General features: G+C 66.6%; 16 protein-coding genes. 13 read left to right on the forward strand and 3 right to left on the reverse strand.

Annotation, left to right across the window (positions count from 1 at the left end; translation table 11 throughout):
• Positions 1-132 precede the first annotated feature (132 nt).
• From LFT49_RS16720 to LFT49_RS16730, 3 genes are all read left to right on the forward strand, one after another.
• Positions 133-1,482, forward strand: a complete 1,350-nt coding sequence (locus LFT49_RS16720) for a cytochrome P450 (protein WP_237428831.1) — start codon at positions 133-135, stop codon at positions 1,480-1,482.
• A gap of 75 nt (positions 1,483-1,557) precedes the next feature.
• Complete coding sequence (locus LFT49_RS16725) at positions 1,558-2,277, forward strand: VIT1/CCC1 transporter family protein (protein ID WP_236799444.1); 720 nt, start codon at positions 1,558-1,560, stop codon at positions 2,275-2,277.
• The gene (locus tag LFT49_RS16730) at positions 2,277-2,762 is read left to right on the forward strand and encodes a hypothetical protein (protein ID WP_336886855.1); all 486 of its coding nucleotides are present in this window, start codon (positions 2,277-2,279) and stop codon (positions 2,760-2,762) included. Before LFT49_RS16725 ends, LFT49_RS16730 begins: the two co-directional genes overlap by 1 nt.
• Positions 2,763-2,793: 31 nt before the next feature.
• Here LFT49_RS16730 and LFT49_RS16735 read toward each other — a convergent pair whose 3' ends face one another.
• Complete coding sequence (locus tag LFT49_RS16735; protein ID WP_237428832.1) at positions 2,794-3,615, reverse strand: carbon-nitrogen hydrolase family protein; 822 nt, start codon at positions 3,613-3,615, stop codon at positions 2,794-2,796.
• Between the two features lie 240 nt (positions 3,616-3,855).
• Between LFT49_RS16735 and ctaC the strand changes: the two genes are divergently transcribed.
• From ctaC to LFT49_RS16765, 6 genes are all read left to right on the forward strand, one after another.
• On the forward strand, positions 3,856-4,674 hold the full coding sequence (ctaC, locus tag LFT49_RS16740) for an aa3-type cytochrome oxidase subunit II (RefSeq protein ID WP_237428833.1): 819 nt from the start codon (positions 3,856-3,858) through the stop codon (positions 4,672-4,674).
• A gap of 35 nt (positions 4,675-4,709) precedes the next feature.
• The gene (gene ctaD / locus LFT49_RS16745) at positions 4,710-6,443 is read left to right on the forward strand and encodes an aa3-type cytochrome oxidase subunit I (protein ID WP_236802926.1); all 1,734 of its coding nucleotides are present in this window, start codon (positions 4,710-4,712) and stop codon (positions 6,441-6,443) included.
• Positions 6,444-6,769: 326 nt separating this feature from the next.
• On the forward strand, positions 6,770-7,825 hold the full coding sequence (locus LFT49_RS16750; protein ID WP_236820371.1) for an iron ABC transporter substrate-binding protein: 1,056 nt from the start codon (positions 6,770-6,772) through the stop codon (positions 7,823-7,825).
• Positions 7,826-7,829: 4 nt separating this feature from the next.
• Entirely contained in the window at positions 7,830-9,419 is a 1,590-nt protein-coding gene (locus LFT49_RS16755) for an ABC transporter permease (protein ID WP_236820372.1), read from the forward strand.
• Positions 9,416-10,573 carry an ABC transporter ATP-binding protein gene (locus LFT49_RS16760; RefSeq protein WP_236799448.1) on the forward strand — a complete coding sequence of 386 codons (1,158 nt, stop codon included), beginning with the start codon at positions 9,416-9,418 and terminating at the stop codon, positions 10,571-10,573. Before LFT49_RS16755 ends, LFT49_RS16760 begins: the two co-directional genes overlap by 4 nt.
• A gap of 199 nt (positions 10,574-10,772) precedes the next feature.
• The gene (locus LFT49_RS16765) at positions 10,773-10,949 is read left to right on the forward strand and encodes a hypothetical protein (RefSeq protein WP_236820374.1); all 177 of its coding nucleotides are present in this window, start codon (positions 10,773-10,775) and stop codon (positions 10,947-10,949) included.
• A 14-nt stretch (positions 10,950-10,963) separates the two neighbouring features.
• Here LFT49_RS16765 and nhaA read toward each other — a convergent pair whose 3' ends face one another.
• A complete protein-coding gene (nhaA, locus tag LFT49_RS16770; RefSeq protein WP_237428834.1) occupies positions 10,964-12,316 on the reverse strand; it encodes a Na+/H+ antiporter NhaA in 1,353 nt (450 codons plus the stop codon).
• Positions 12,317-12,553: 237 nt separating this feature from the next.
• On the opposite strand from nhaA, the gene LFT49_RS16775 reads away from it, so the two are divergent.
• The 3 genes from LFT49_RS16775 to LFT49_RS16785 are packed head-to-tail and all read left to right on the forward strand — an operon-like array spanning position 12,554 to position 14,738.
• The gene (locus LFT49_RS16775; RefSeq protein ID WP_236799451.1) at positions 12,554-13,327 is read left to right on the forward strand and encodes a CHRD domain-containing protein; all 774 of its coding nucleotides are present in this window, start codon (positions 12,554-12,556) and stop codon (positions 13,325-13,327) included.
• Positions 13,328-13,349: 22 nt separating this feature from the next.
• Positions 13,350-14,069, forward strand: coding sequence for a class F sortase (locus LFT49_RS22630; RefSeq protein WP_272912522.1), 720 nt, complete (start codon positions 13,350-13,352; stop codon positions 14,067-14,069).
• Between the two features lie 51 nt (positions 14,070-14,120).
• A complete protein-coding gene (locus tag LFT49_RS16785) occupies positions 14,121-14,738 on the forward strand; it encodes a hypothetical protein (protein WP_237428835.1) in 618 nt (205 codons plus the stop codon).
• Here the strand turns inward: LFT49_RS16785 and LFT49_RS16790 are convergent.
• Positions 14,735-15,415: a PAS and ANTAR domain-containing protein gene (locus LFT49_RS16790; RefSeq protein ID WP_237428836.1), complete on the reverse strand. Its 681-nt coding sequence runs from the start codon at positions 15,413-15,415 to the stop codon at positions 14,735-14,737. The two genes, LFT49_RS16785 and LFT49_RS16790, sit on opposite strands and share 4 nt — an antisense overlap.
• A 272-nt stretch (positions 15,416-15,687) precedes the next feature.
• Here LFT49_RS16790 and LFT49_RS16795 point away from each other — a divergent pair, with 272 nt between their 5' ends.
• Positions 15,688-16,044, forward strand: a complete 357-nt coding sequence (locus tag LFT49_RS16795; protein WP_237428837.1) for a heavy-metal-associated domain-containing protein — start codon at positions 15,688-15,690, stop codon at positions 16,042-16,044.
• Positions 16,045-16,094 lie beyond the last annotated feature (50 nt).

Below are 16,094 nucleotides of genomic sequence, written 5' to 3' on the forward strand. Positions count from 1 at the left end.
AGCCTCCTCCCGCCGGAGAGGCACCGCTAGGGCCGAAAGCCGGTTGCTGGGGGCAAAAAATGTCCTGCCGCTACAGGAGCCCAGAATCGGGTACCTCACCCTAGGACGAGCACCCGAGCAAGGCAGGTACCCATGCATTCCCTTCCGCGCGCCGGCATCGGCGAAACGGCAGCGTTCCTGATGGACGTCTTCATTCCGACGGCGGCCAAAGGTCCCCTGATCCGGCGGCCGCGGGTCGAGGCCCTGGCCGAGCGCTTGGGCCTGGACCGGCGCGCCGTGACGCGGATGCAGAAGCTGGACGCCAAGTATCCTGCCGGTCCGCTCCTGCTCCGGCTGCCCTTCAGGAAGCAGGCGGTGGTCCTTCGCCCGGACCAGCTCCACCGGGTCCTGGCGGAGTCGCCGGAGCCCTTCTCGCCGGCGAGCAGCGAAAAACGCGGTGCGCTGGCGCACTTCGAGCCACGGAATGTGCTGGTTTCCACCGGCACCGACAGGACTGTGCGGCGGGCGCTGCAGGAACAGGCGCTGGATACCGCCAGCCCGGTCCACCGGTTCGCCGATTCCTTCCTGCCGGTCGTTGAAGAGGAAGCGGACGCCCTGCTGCTTGCGGCCATGGGCGACGTCGGGTCGGCCGACGGAGCGCTGGACTGGCCGCTGTTCACCGCCGCCTGGCACCGGGCCGTCCGGCGGGTGGTCTTCGGCGATGCGGCGAGGGACGACGTCGAACTCACGGATATGCTGGCCCGGCTGCGGAAGGACGCCAACTGGTCCGGCCTGAAGCCGCGCCGCCACAGCGTGCGGACCGAATTCCTGGGGCGTGTGCGCGCCGGCATCGGTGCCGCTCCGCCCGGCACCTTGGCCTCCGCCCTGCGCGGGCGGCCCGACTCGGACCCCACGGCGCCCGGCGACCAGGTCCCCCAGTGGCTGTTCGCGTTCGAACCGGCGGGGATGGCGGCAATCCGCACCCTGGCGCTCCTGGCCAGCCATCCCAGCCAGGCAGCGCAGGCCCGGGTGGAAGTTGCTGCTGATCAAACCGGCGGCCGGAACCTGCCGTTCCTGCGCGCCTGCGTGCTGGAGTCCCTGCGGCTGTGGCCCACCACGCCCATGATCCTGCGCCAGACCACCCGTGAGGTCGCCTGGGAGAACGGAACCATGCCGGCGCGTTGCGGCGTGCTGGTCTTTGCCCCTTACTTCCACCGCGACGGCCGTCGCCTCACGCAGGCCGATACCTTCGACCCCGGCCTCTGGCTGCAGCACGACGATGCCCGCCCCGGTGATCCCGAAGACTGGGGCGTGGTTCCCTTCAGCGACGGGCCGGTGCGGTGCCCCGGCCGCCAGTTGGTGCTGCTGCTGACCAGTGCCCTGCTGGCCCGCCTGCTGCAGGACAGCACCTTCACCCTGGAGTCCCACCGGCTGTCCCCGGACCGGCCACTGCCGGGCACGCTGAATCACTTCGGGCTCCGGTTCCGGGTGTCCCCCGCCTGACCCTTTCCCTGCCAACACGGTTAGGGGATGCAAACCTTCGTGGCACGGGGGTCCATGCGGTGCTTTACTGCCAGCATGTCTGAAACTCTCAAGCTGAGCCGCGAACCCCACGACAGCAGCGTGGCAGCACGCCTCAACTGGCTGCGCGCCGGTGTCCTCGGTGCCAACGACGGCATCGTCTCCGTCGCGGCAACAGTGGTGGGCGTCGCGGGCGTCACCAACGACCTTGCGCCCATCCTGGTGGCCGGCACGGCCGCAGTAGTGGGCGGTGCGGTGTCCATGGCCTTGGGCGAATACGTCTCCGTGAGCAGCCAGAGCGACAGCCAGCGGGCGCTGATCGAAAAGGAGCGCCAGGAACTTCGGGACGATCCCGAAGGCGAGCTGGAAGAACTTGCCGGGATTTACCAGGCCAAGGGACTCAGTGAGGCCACGGCCCGCACGGTTGCCGAAGAGCTGACGGCAAAGGACCCGCTGAAAGCCCACCTGGCCGCCGAATTGAACATTGACGAAGAAGAAGTGGTGAGCCCCTGGCACGCCGCCTTCGCCTCCGCCATCGCCTTTACCGTCGGCGCCGTGCTGCCGATGCTGGCCATCATCTTCCCGCCTGAACAGGCGCGCATCCCCGTCACCTTCGTCGCCGTCATCCTGGCGCTGGCCCTGACCGGCACCGTCAGCGCCAAGATCGGCGGAAGCTCCAAGCGCAAGGCGACCATCCGGCTGGTGGTGGGCGGCGCGCTTGCCATGGCCTTCACGTTTGCCGTGGGCAGCCTGCTGGGCACCACCGGGATCGCCTGATGGAGATCGCCGGCCTTCCCGCCCATATCCTGCTGATCCACGGCGTGGTGGTCCTGGCGCCGCTGGCCGGGCTGTCTGCGGTGGTTTTCGCGCTGCTCCGGCGCTCAAGGCGCTACCTGGCCTGGCCGCTGGGGATCCTTGCCCTGATTCTGGTCCCGCTGTCCGTCCTTACGGCGGAAGCCGGGGAGCAGTTGGAGAAGGCGAGGCCGGTCTCAAAACTGATCGAGGAACACGCCGAACAGGGAAGCTTCCTGCGCTTCGTCACCGCCTTCTTCCTGGTGGTGGTGGCTGCACAGATCGCCGCTGCCTTCCCTTCCATCCTGACCAGGCGTCCCGCCTTCCGCGGCCTGCGCGGCATCCTCGAAGCGCGCTGGCTGCTCCCCGCCACCTCGGTATTGGGCGTGCTGGCCGGAGTTTTCCTGGTCTACCAAAGCATCGCAACCGGCCACTCGGGTGCAGCATCGGTCTGGGCGGGCAGCCGGTAATTCTCGCCTGCAGCCGCCCGTCCCGGCCCGTTCAGCGCCTTGCGTCGGGGAGGGGCACGACGGCGTAGCGGCGGTTTTCCAGCACCGGCACCTGCTCGCGCACCCGGGCCAGCCGGTCCCGGCTGAGGCGGGCGACGATCAGGCCGGGCTCCTCGCCGGCATTCGCCACCACCACCCCGGCCGGGTCCACCGCCATGGAGTATCCGGTGGCCAGCGGCCCTGCCTGGTTGGCTGCCAGGAGGTAGGCCGTGTTCTCGATGGCCCTCGCCCTGGCCAGCGTGGACCAGTGTTCCTCCTTCCCTGGGCCTCGGATCCACATGGACGGCACCAGCAGGACATCGGCTCCTGCATCGACCGCGGCGCGGGCACTCTCGGGGAAGCGGAGGTCGTAGCAGGTGAAGGCGCCGAAGCTGAAGCCGCCCAGGGTGAAGACCAGCGGCCTCCCGGCGCTGCCCGGCGTGATCCCGTCGCTTTCCCGGTACCCGAAGGCATCGTAGAGATGCACTTTCCGGTAGCAGCCGAGGATCTTGCCGCGCCTGTCCAGAGCCACCAGGGTGTTGAACGGAGGCCCAGCCTCCGTCTTCTCATAGGTTCCCACCACCACCGCGATGCCATGCTCCCGGGCGAAACCCGCCATGCTCCGGATGAACGGGCCGTCCAGGTCCTGCGCGATGGCTGACAGGGCCCCGGCCGGCTCGCTGGTGCCGTACAGGCTGGACTCGGGCAGGACCACCAGTTGCGCCCCTGCTTCCGCAGCCTGCGCAATCAACCGGCCGGCCGCCGTCGTATTTTCCCCGGGATCGGTGCCCGCGCTGAACTGGCCCGCCGCGATGAGCATTTCTGCTGGGTCCATGACTGCCCTTTCCGTCCCTGGACTGGCGTTCCGGTCTTGTCCCGGCCGCAGCCCGTCCCCTTCCCATCAGCATCCTCCCCGCGTAGGGTTGGCCACACAACCCACCGGGCTTTTTGCTGGTGCGGTGGGCTCATGCAGTTGGGCTTCTGGAGCGTGCCGGAGGGACCACAAGTGGGTAGAAGACCGTTCAGGAATCACAGGACGCGGCGCTTCGCGGCACTGGCAGTTGGCCTCCTGGCCATGCCGGCCCTGGCCTCCTGCTCCGCGGAAGTCACCCGCGGTTTCCTTCCGGGCCCCCGGGACACCACCGACAAGACTCCGCTCATCACTGACCTGTGGGTCAACTCCTGGATCGCCGCGCTGATCGTGGGGATCATTACCTGGGGCCTGATGATCTGGGTGATCGTGGCCTACCGTCGCAGGAAAAACACGGTGGGGTTCCCGGCGCAGCTGAGCTACAACCTTCCGCTTGAGGTGTTCTACCTCGCGGTCCCGCTGATCGTCATCGGCGTCCTGTTCGTCTTCACGGACCGGGACCAGCGCGCCATCGATGAGCGCTACGCCAATCCGGACGTGGTGATCGATGTCTTCGGCAAACAGTGGTCGTGGGATTTCAACTACGTCAAGGAACAGGTCCATGAGGACGCCGGGCAGCAGGCCCACCTGACAGGCGGCTACGGCGCCCCGGACCGGCTGCCCACGCTCTACCTGCCCGTTGGCAAGAAGGTGGAGCTGCACCTTCAGTCCCGCGACGTGCAGCATTCCTTCTGGGTCATCGATTTCCTGCAGAAACGCGACCTCTACCCGGGCCACGAACAGTACAACCCATACATCAGCATCACCCCGCAGCGCACCGGCGAATACATGGGCAAATGCGCGGAGCTGTGCGGTGAGTACCACTCAGAGATGCTCTTCAAGGTCCGGGTGGTGAGCCAGCAGGAGTATGACAGCCACATGGCCGACCTGAAGGCCAAGGGCAACACCGGAAGCCTGGGCAACGATTTCAACCGGCAGCCGCAGTCGGCACCGGCACCGCAGGCTTTGGAACCAACAGAGTAAAGGACGGCACCGTAATGACCACCACAGGCCAGAGAATGGGTGGAACGGCAGCCACGGCGGCACCGGCAGTGGTCCGGCGCCCCAAAGGCACCATCGTGGTCAACTGGATCACCTCCACTGACCACAAGACCATCGGGTACATGTACCTGATCTCGTCCTTCGTGTTCTTCTGCCTGGCCGGAGTGATGGCGCTGCTGATCCGCGCCGAGCTGTTCGAGCCCGGCATGCAGATCCTGCAGACCAAAGAGCAGTACAACCAGCTGTTCACCATGCACGGCACCATGATGCTGCTGATGTTCGCCACCCCGCTGTTCGCCGGGTTCGCCAACGTCATCATGCCGCTGCAGATCGGTGCGCCGGACGTTGCCTTCCCGCGCCTGAACGCGCTGGCATTCTGGTTCTTCCTGTTCGGCTCCACCATCGCGGTGTCCGGCTTCATCACTCCGCAGGGCGCCGCGTCCTTCGGTTGGTTCGCTTACGCGCCACTGTCCAACACCACCTTCACCCCCGGCATCGGCGGCGACCTGTGGGTGTTCGGCCTGGCGTTGTCGGGCTTCGGCACCATCCTGGGTGCGGTCAACTTCATCACCACCATCATCTGCATGCGCGCCCCGGGCCTGACCATGTGGCGGATGCCCATCTTCACATGGAACACCCTGGTCACGGCCATCCTGGTGCTGATGGCGTTTCCGCCGCTGGCCGCCGCACTGTTCGCGCTCGGCGCGGACCGCAAGTTCGGCGCGCACATTTTCGACCCCGCCAACGGCGGCGCCATCCTGTGGCAGCACCTGTTCTGGTTCTTCGGCCACCCGGAGGTGTACATCATCGCGCTGCCGTTCTTCGGCATCGTCTCGGAAATCTTCCCGGTATTCAGCCGCAAGCCGCTGTTCGGCTACAAGGGCATCGTGTACGCCACCATCGCCATCGCAGCCCTCTCCGTGACGGTGTGGGCCCACCACATGTACGTCACGGGCGCCATCTTCCTGCCATTCTTCGCGTTCATGACGATGCTCATCGCAGTGCCCACCGGCGTGAAGTTCTTCAACTGGATCGGCACCATGTGGGGCGGATCGCTGACCTTCGAGACGCCCATGCTGTGGAGCATGGGATTCCTTGCCACGTTCCTGTTCGGCGGCCTGACCGGCATCATCCTGGCCTCCCCGCCGCTGGACTTCCACGTCTCGGACACCTATTTCGTGGTGGCGCACTTCCACTACGTGGTGTTCGGCACCGTCGTCTTCGCCATGTTCGCCGGATTCTACTTCTGGTGGCCCAAGTTCACCGGCACCATGCTCAACGAGCGCCTGGGCAAGATCCACTTCTGGATGCTCTTCCTGGGCTTCCACGCCACGTTCCTCATCCAGCACTGGCTGGGCGTCCTGGGCATGCCGCGGCGGTACGCCGACTACATGCCGGAGGACAACTTCACCTTCATGAACCAGTTCTCCACCATCGGTTCCTACCTGCTGGGTGCGTCACTGATCCCGTTCTTCTGGAATGTGTTCATCACCTGGCGCGCCGGGAAGAAGGTCACGGTGGACGACCCCTGGGGCTTCGGCGCTTCACTGGAGTGGGCCACGTCCTGCCCGCCGCCGCGCCACAACTTCACCTCGCTCCCCCGGATCCGTTCCGAGCGCCCCGCCCTGGACCTGCACCATCCCGAGCTGAGTATCCGCGTACATCCGCATGAAAATGCCCCTGGAGAGGGCCTCCTGGGCGCCGCCGATATCGGTGAACACGACCTCCACGATCCCAACCCGAACAAGTAGCCAGGCTCCCCCGCTTTTCGAGGCGCATCCTGGCCTTCGAGGCGCAAAGACGCTGGCGCTACCCGAATACGGGCAGCGCCAGCACTTGTGAGTAGCGCCAGTGTCTATGGGCAGCGCTGTTGAAGGCCCTGCGAGCAAGTCGCCGATACATCGGCAATTACGTCACGCCCAAGTTTCGTAATTGATGTGAACCTCGTCACTTAAGGGGCTCTTCGGCTTGGAGCTTAGGTTTGCCTACCCTACAATTTTTCTGACATAGGAAACATTCGTGTTGCCTAATAGGACCTAGGTTCAAGCAGACTTTTTCCCCACCGAAAGCAGCCTCAATGAAGATCCGCAACAGCGCGCTGGCCGGCATCGCACTCGCCGCCAGCGCAGCTCTCGGCCTGACCGCCTGCGGCGGCGCCACCCCCGCCGGCGACAGCTCGTCCGCCGCTTCCGGCGGCGCCTCCTCGGGTGAAATCACGGTGTACAACGCCCAGCACGAGAGCCTCACCAAGGAATGGGTGGATGCCTTCACAGCGGAAACCGGCATCAAGGTGACCATGCGCCAGGGCTCGGACACCGAACTGTCCAACCAGATCATCCAGGAAGGCCAGGCCTCCCCCGCGGATGTGTTCCTGACCGAGAACTCCCCCGCCATGACGCAGGTGGAGAACGCCGGCCTGTTCGCCGACGTCAACAAGGACACCCTGGCCCAGGTCCCGGCCGAATTCTCGCCGTCCACCGGCAAGTGGACCGGCATCGCCGCCCGCTCCACCGTGCTGGTCTACAACAAGACCAAGCTCACCGAGGACAAGCTGCCCAAGTCCATGCTTGACCTGGCCAACCCCGAATGGAAGGGCAGGTGGGCTGCCTCCCCCAGCGGTGCCGACTTCCAGGCCATCGTCTCCGCGCTCCTGGAACTGAAGGGCGAGTCCGCCACGGAAGAGTGGCTGAAGGGGATGAAGGAAAACTCCAAGGCCTACAAGGGAAACAGCACGGCCATGAAGGCCGTCAACGCCGGTGAAGTGGATGCCGCCCTGATCTACCACTACTACTACTACGGCGACCAGGCCAAGACCGGCGAAAACTCCAGCAACGTCACCCCGTACTACTTCAAGAACCAGGACCCGGGCGCGTTCCTGTCCGTTTCCGGCGGCGGTGTGCTGAAGTCCTCCAAGAACGCTGCGGCTGCGCAGGAGTTTCTGAAGTTCATCACCGGCAAGAAGGGTCAGGAGGTACTCAAGAACGGTACGTCCTTCGAGTACGCCATCGGCTCCGACGTTCCCGCCAATGACAAGCTGGTTCCCATCAAGGACCTGCAGGCACCCAAGGTTGACGCCGCCAAGCTCAACTCCGAGAAGGTCACCGATCTGATGACCCAGGCAGGACTCCTCTAATTCCGTGACCACCGATCTATCGGCTCCTCCCAGGCGGAGCACGACGACGGCGGGCCGGGGCAACAGCCCCCGCCCGCCTTTCGGCGTTTCCGCAGTGTCCCTCCTGGCGGTGCTGATCGCCCTCTTCTCCCTCGTCCCGCTGGGGTACGTGGCCTACATGACGGTGGCAACCGGGTGGGACACTGCCGTCGGGCTTATCCTGCGTCCCCGCGTGGGCGAACTCCTGCTGAACACCCTGCTCCTGATGGCCGCCACCATCCCGCTGTGCCTGCTGCTTGGCGTGGCGGGAGCGTGGCTGGTGGAGCGGACCAAACTGCGCGGCCACCGGATCTGGGCCGTGCTGCTGGCCGCTCCGCTGGCCGTCCCCGCGTTCGTGAACAGCTATGCCTGGGTATCGGCCGTCCCGTCGCTCGGGGGGCTGGGATCCGGCATCCTGATCTCCACGCTGTCCTATTTCCCGCTGGTGTACATCCCGGCCGCGGCCACCCTGAGCCGGCTGGACCCGGCCATTGAACAGTCCGCCGCAGCCCTGGGGCTGGGGGCCTGGCGGTCCTTCTTCCGCGTGGTGCTCCCCCAACTCCGGATTGCATTGACCGGCGGCGCCCTGCTGGTGGGGCTGCACCTGCTTGCCGAATACGGCGCGTTCGCGATGATCCGGTTCGACACCTTCACCACCGCGATCATGACCCAGTACCAGTCCACCTTCAACGGCGCAGCCGGGAACATGCTGGCCAGCGTCCTGGTGTTCTTCTGCCTGCTCCTGCTGGTGGCCGAGGTCCGCAGCCGCGGCACCGCCCGCTACGCGAGGATCGGTTCCGGCGTGCAGGCAAGGGCGCTGCGGCTGCCGCTGCACGCGTACCAGGTGCCGGCCCAGCTGTTCCTGGTGGTGCTGACGGCACTGGCGTTCGGACTTCCGCTGTATTACGTCATGCGGTGGATCCTGGCCGGCGGGGCGGACATCTGGACCGCGTCCGAGTTCCTGCCTGCCCTCTTCACCACCTTCACCTACGGGCTGGCGGGCGCCGCAGCCACCACCGTGGTGGCCTTCCCCATGGCATACCTCGCCGTCCGCCACCCGGGCTGGTTCAGCAAGTCCCTGGAACTGTCCAACTACGTCACCAGCTCCATGCCCGGCATCGTCGTGGCCCTGGCATTCGTCACCGTGAGCATCCGCATGGTCCCGGGGATGTACCAGACGGCGGGGCTCCTGGTGGCAGCCTACGTGCTCCTGTTCCTCCCCCGCGCCCTGGTCAACCTCCGGGCCGGGCTGGCACAGGCCCCTAAGGAACTGGACGAGGCCGCGCAGGCGCTGGGCAAGCCGCCGCTGCTGGCTTTCATCCGCGTCACCTTGCGGCTTACCGCCCCGGCCGCCGCAGGCGGGGCGGCCCTGGTGTTCCTGGCCATCGCCAACGAACTCACCGCCACCTTGCTCCTGTCCCCCAACGGCACCAAGACCCTGGCCACCGAGTTCTGGAGCAAGAGCAGCGAAATCGACTATGCCGGCGCCGCTCCCTACGCGCTGCTGATGATCCTGCTTTCCGCGCCCATGACCTACCTCCTCTTCCAACAGTCCAAGAAAGTAGCCGGACAGTGACAGCACCATCAACCCGCAGGCTGCCCGAGCCCCGGGTGGCACCCTCGGTGGCGGCAACCACCAACAGCCACCTGCAGATCACGGACGTCACCAAGAACTTCGGATCGCAGGCGGTCCTGAGGGGCGTCAACCTCTCCGTGGCCAAGGGCGGCACCACCGCCATCGTGGGCCCGTCCGGCTCCGGCAAAACCACGCTGCTGCGCCTGATCGCCGGGTTTGAACATCCGGACACCGGGAGCATCTCGCTGAACGGGACCCTTGTCGCTGGTGATGGCGCGTGGCTTCCGGCGCACAAGCGGGAGATCGGGTACGTGGCCCAGGACGGTGCCCTGTTCCCGCATCTGACGGTGGGCCAGAACATTGCCTTCGGCCTGAATGCGGCCAAGCTCGACGGCGGCCGCCGCGCCGTCAACGCCCGCGTGGCGGAGTTGCTGGAAATGGTGTCGCTGGATGCGTCCATGGCCAAGCGCCGCCCGCACCAGCTCTCCGGCGGCCAGCAGCAGCGGGTCGCCCTGGCCCGGGCGCTGGCGCGCGAACCGGAGCTGATGCTGCTGGACGAGCCTTTCTCTGCCCTGGACGCGGGCCTGCGCGTGGCCACCCGCCGGGCCGTGGCCAAGGTCCTGGCCGAGGCAGGGGTCACCACCATCCTGGTCACGCACGACCAGGCCGAGGCCCTGTCCTTCGCGGACCAGGTGGCCGTGATGCGCGGCGGCAAGCTGGCCCAGATCGGTAACCCCTTCGTGGTGTACACCCGCCCCGCGGACCGGGCCACCGCCGAATTCCTGGGTGATGCCGTCATCCTGGACGCCTGGCTGGAGGGCTCCCTGGCCACCTGCTCCCTGGGCGGCATCCCGGTCCGCCGGCCGCCGGCGCAGGGCCGGGTACAGCTGATGCTGCGGCCGGAACAGATCCGCATCGCCGAGGACGGACCCATCCGCGGCGTGGTGGTGGACACGGACTACTTCGGCCCCGAAACCACCGTGCGGCTGAAGCTGAACGTGCCGCAGGAAGTGGCCGAGCACGCTGACCACCGGTACCCCGGCGGCGGCGAGGTGATCACCATTCGGCACTGGAACGCCTCGATCGCCCGGCCCGGCATGGAACTGTGCCTGCGGGTGGTGGGCGAAGCCGTGGCGTTCCCGGTGGAGGACTGAGCACCAGCCGTCTCTCCTGACACAGAAAAATCATCCTGTGGAAACACTCCGGCAATGTCTCCCCGCCAAGCTGTCCTTACGGGGATACAACAGCAGGAGGCAGCCCATTATGGAGGCACAAGGAGTACGTACGGCCCAGCTTCGGATCGGGGATCAGATCGAGGCTTGGCACAGGGGCAGGCTCTTCCACAAAGGGCGCGTGACCGACGTCGTCCCGGCCCTTGAACTCTTCTGGATCCTGGACGCCCGGACCGGCACGCGCAAGCTGCTGGACCCCGAAGCCCTGGAGATCCGCCACGTGGAGGCCGGGGCGCCGGTGAAACCGGACGTCACCGCCAAGCCCCAGCCCCCGGCCAAGCCGCTCGCCACCGCCTGAAGCCCGGTGAGGGCTCAGGCGCGGTCCTGGTAGACGTCCGGGACGCCGTCGTGGTCCGAATCCACGTTCTCCAGCTCTTCGGCCAGGCGGTACTGCCGGTTGCGGGTGCGCAGCACGGCGGTTGCCAGCAGCGCGGCAATCAGCGACGCGGCCAGGATGCCAACCTTGGCATGGTCGTCATGCAGGCTGCCGTTGCCGAAGCTGAGTTCCGCCACCAGCAGGGACACGGTGAAGCCGATCCCCGCCAACAGCGCAACGCCAAACACGTCGATCCATTTGAAGGAGCTGTCCAGGGTGGCCCTGGTGGCTTTGGTCAGGATCCACGTGGTGGCCAGGATGCCGATCGGCTTGCCCAGGACCAGGCCCAGGATGATGCCCAGCGCCACGGGGTCCGTGAGGGCTGAGCCCAATCCAGCCCAGCCACCCACGGCCACGCCGGCCGAAAAGAACGCGAACACAGGCACTGCCACGCCCGCGGAGATGGGCCGGAACCGGTGCTCGAAGATCTCCGCCAGCCCGGGTCCGGCTTCGGGTCCGCCCGACGCCTGGGAGCGGATCACCGGAATGGCGAAGCCCAGCAGTACGCCCGCCACGGTGGCATGGATACCGGAAGCGTGCACCAGCGCCCACGTCACGGCGCCCAGGGGCAGCAGGACCAGCCAGGCAGCGGCGGCATGCAGGCCAAAGAACCGCCGGAACTTATGCGCCAGGAAGGCATAAACGGCCAGCGGAACCAGCGCCAGAAGCAGAGGCGCCACCTGGATGTCGCTGGAGTAGAAGAACGCGATGATGCTGATGGCAATCAGGTCATCCACCACTGCCAGAGTAAGCAGGAAGATCCGCAGGGCGCTGGGCAGGTGGGACCCTATGATCGCCAGGACGGCAACGGCAAAAGCAATATCCGTTGCGGTGGGAATGGCCCACCCCCGGAGCGTTTCCGGGCTGGCGAGATTGACGACGGCGTAGATCACCGCGGGGACCGCCACGCCTCCCACGGCTGCCGCTACCGGCACGATCGACTTGCTGATCTGGCGCAGGTCACCGGCCACGAATTCGCGTTTGAGTTCCAGGCCCACCAGGAAGAAGAAGATGGCCAGCAGCCCATCCGCCGCCCACGCCCCCAGGCTCAGTTCAAGGTGCCATGGTTCGTAGCCAACCTTGAAGTCGCGGAGGGCAAAGTAGCTGTCCGACGCCGGGGAGTTTGCCCATACCAGCGCGATGACGGCAGCGACCACCAGGAGGGCACCGCCGACGGTTTCCTTGCGGAGGATCTCGCCGATCCGCAGCGCCTCGGCGTAGCTGCCACGGGAAAAAACGGTGGAACCGAAGAATTTGTTCTGGCGTGGGGTGGGCGGTGTGGCGCTCATGCAGGCGTCCTTAAATCCGGGTTCGACAAATACATGCCGACCAGACTTCCCGGCGCACCTTCGGTCCATTCTACGGCGCCCCGCTGCCGCCCCCCCCCCCAAACACTCTTCTCCGACGGATTTCGGGGTTTTGTGGGCCAGTTCACAAAAACACCCATCCGGCGCTTCGATGGCATCGAATCAGTAATGTCCCTCATCTGGGACAAAACGTCACTTGCATGAGGAGAATGCTTTCCGATGAACAAGACACTTCGTTTCCTCGCAGTTCCCACCCTCGCCCTGGGCGCCCTGGCCCTTTCGGGCGGTCCCGCCTCCGCAGCGGACCACACATACCAGTCCACTCTCACCCAAATCAATGGCAGCTCTGCCTCGGGCACCGTCACCGTGGACGTCACCGGCAATCAGGCACACGCCGTCCTGAAGGTCTCCGGCCTGGCCTCCACCTTCAACAACGCGCCCTACCCCCACGTCCAGCACATCCACGGCGGCGCCCAAGGCGTCTGCCCCGCACCGTCGGCAGACAAGGACGGCGACGGCGTTGTTTCCACCACCGAGGGTGCACCCAGCTACGGCGGAATTGTGACGACCCTGTCCACCAGCGGCGATACCAGCCCTGCGGCCGGGCTCGACCTCAAGGTTGCGGGCCAGGGTGCCAGCTACACCGTGGACCGAACTTTCGAACTCAACGCCGAGACCAAATCCGCCCTGGAGTCCGGCACCGCCGTCGTCGTTGTCCACGGGCTCGATCCGGCCACCCTCAGCCCGGCCGGGCAGGCCGCCAAATCGGACCTCGTTCCGAGCCTCCCACTCGCTGCCACCTCCCCCGCCCTTTGCGGGACGCTTAAAGCGGGGCAGATGAAGATGCCCGCCGGCGGCGTTGACACGGGCGTTGCGCAGCAGGCCGGTGGCACCGACAGCGGCGCCCTCGCCCTGGGCGGCGGCTTGGTCCTGGCAGCGGCAGCAGGTGGCGCCTACCTGGTCCGCCGCCGCGGTTCAGGTTCGGAAGCCTAAGTCCGGCTGGCTGGACCACGCCATGTCCTTCCTGAACTCCGGCAGCCGTGGAAGCCTTCGGGCCCCCGCGGCTGCCGGGCTTCTGCTCCTGCTCGCCCTCACCGGCTGCGGCTCCGCACCAGGAACGTCCGCCACCGGCCCATCGCCTTCGCTCTCCCCCGTACCGTCGGCATCCCCCGCACCTTCCGCGTCCATGCCTTCGCCCGCCGCGCCAATCTCCACCGCCCCCGTTCCTGCCGGCCCGCCCGCACCCACCGCACCTCCCGTCGTCGAACCCCCAGTCCTGCCCCGGTCCGAACCGGCGGCGCTTGATATCCCCTCGATTGGCCTGCGCACGGAACTGCTGAGCCTGGGCCTGCGGCCCAACGGCTCGCTGCAGGTCCCGGAAGACAAGGGCAACGGAGCCCCGGCTGGTTGGTACAACGGCTCGCCGACGCCCGGCGAGCGCGGCCCGGCCGTGGTGCTGGGGCATGTCAACGCGCTCGGCGGCCACAAAGGTGTCTTCGCCGACCTCCGTAAACTCGCGCCCGGAGCCGAGGTCAGTGTGGCGCGGACGGACGGCAGCACGGCCCTTTTCGTCGTCGAACGCGCTGCCGTCTACGGCAAAGACAATTTCCCCACCCTTGAGGTTTACGGCAACACTCCGGAGTCCGAACTGAGGCTGATCACCTGCGACGGTTATGACGCCGCCACCGGCCTCTTCGATGACAACTACGTCGTTTTCGCCAAGCTCAAAGCCTGATCGGACAGACAACAACGGCCGCCCCACTCGCGGCGGCCAGGACGGATCGTCATGAAGAACCGTGCTCCCCTGCTGGCAACCCTGGCGCTGTCGCTGCTGCTCACCGGCTGTGCTGCGGCGGGATCAGCCGGGCAGGCCCTTCCAGCGGCGCCCCCCGGCCCCGCCGGCTCAACGGCGGCGGCCCATGCCGGCCACCATGGCACCGATACAGCTGTTCCCGAAACCAGCCCCGGAGGCCCCAGCGCGGCCGCCAGGATGGTATGCGGGGACCAGCCGATGGAACGGCTGACCAGCATCCTGTCGCTCGACCGGAAACCGCACACGGTAAGCAGCTGGGCCAACGGCACCTTCACCTGCACCTACCATCTAACCGAAGGTGCACTGGTGATTACCGTGCAGGAGGCGCCCGACCAAGCGAGGGCGCGGGCTTATTTCGACGCCATGCAAGCCCTTGCCACAGACGCCTCCCCCATTGAGGGGCTGGCCAACCTGGGCTTTCCCGCCTATGAAACTGCAGCCGGTTCCGCCGTTTTCCAAAAGGACAACTTTGTGCTGCAGGTGAACGCATCGGCGCTTCCACCTGCGGTTGGACCGGATGCCATCACCCGCGGCGCCTTGGCATACCAGCTCTCCACAACCATCCTTGCCTGCTGGGTGGAGCACCACTAGCCCGCGCGGCGGTCCCCCGCGTGGTTCGCCCGGCCGTGCAGTTGGATGGCCCGCACGGCACGGTCCAGGTAGGTCCGTGCCTCCGCGGAGTTGGCCAACTGCACCAGTTCCGCCGCCACTACCACCAGCTTGACGTTCCGGTGGCTGCTGGTGCTCACCAGCATCTGGAACGCGTCATCGGAGCCAAGTCTCAGCTGGCCCATGAGGATGCCCCGGGCCTGGTCGATCACGGTCCGGGTTGCCGTTGCTCGCGCGACGGCGTCCCGGGCCGTTTGTTCGGTTTCGCGCTGCAGGGTGCGGCTGAGGTCTACCGTTACGCCTTCGAGCGCCAGCACTGCTCCGTCGGCGCTCAAGACCGCCTCGCCGGAGGTCACCACACGCCGCGTCTTCCCCCGGGCGTCCACAATCCGGTGATACATGCAGAAGAAGCCGCCTGTGGCGGAAACCTGCTGCACAATCTCCTCGCACCGCTCGCGGTCATCAGGATGCTTGTGGGCAAAGATCAGTTCCAGCGTGGGGACAACCTCGCCGCGCTGGTATCCGTGCAGCCGGAACATCCCGTCCGACCACTGGAAGGTTGGACCGGAGGGCTCAATGTCCACGCGGAAGGTACCGGCATCGCTTTCGCTGTCTCCGAGGGCACTCGAATACGTGTACAAATCGCTCAGCTCCGTCACAGGTCCACCTCCCGTGCAATGGCCAGCCCCCAGCGGTCCGGCTCTGTCCCCGCTCCTTCCAGTATGGTCGCGTTGCGCAACAGAAGGTAGTGCGGGAGGTCCCATGGAAGTCGCGCGTGAAATGCGCTAGAGTCCTTGACCTTTATACCCCCAGGGGGTATATTGGCGGTGTTGTCAGTGAAGTGGTATGTCCCGGCCGGCGCACCAGCACCAGCCTTTCACAGCCGTTCAACCCCAGCGCCCCTTGATTCCCTCAACGGATTGGAACTGACATGAACAGCGGGAACCGTCCCCAGCTCCCCCTCGCATCCTCCGGCTGCAGCTGCTGCGCCCCAACCCACTCGGTGGAGCCGGCCAGCATCCTCCCCGCGACCGCCCCGCAGGAGCCTCCGGCCGCCGTCGTAAATGCCGACGCGGACGCTTCCGCGCAGCGCAGCTTTGCAGTGGAAGGCATGACCTGCGGGCACTGCGTCCGGTCTGTCGAAACGGCTGTCTTCGCCGTTCCGGGCGTAACCTCCGCCTCGGTTGACCTGGTGCCGGGCGGCCGCTCCCGGCTTGCCGTGACCGGCCGGGCGTCCGAAGCCGACGTCCGCCAGGCCGTGGCTGCCGCCGGTTACGCCCTGGCCTGATACGGGCCGCGCCCCTGCGCTCCCAACATTTTTCCGCAGCCCCGGGTAAA

Source organism: Arthrobacter sp. FW306-06-A, from assembly GCF_021870055.1.
Lineage (GTDB): Bacteria > Actinomycetota > Actinomycetes > Actinomycetales > Micrococcaceae > Arthrobacter.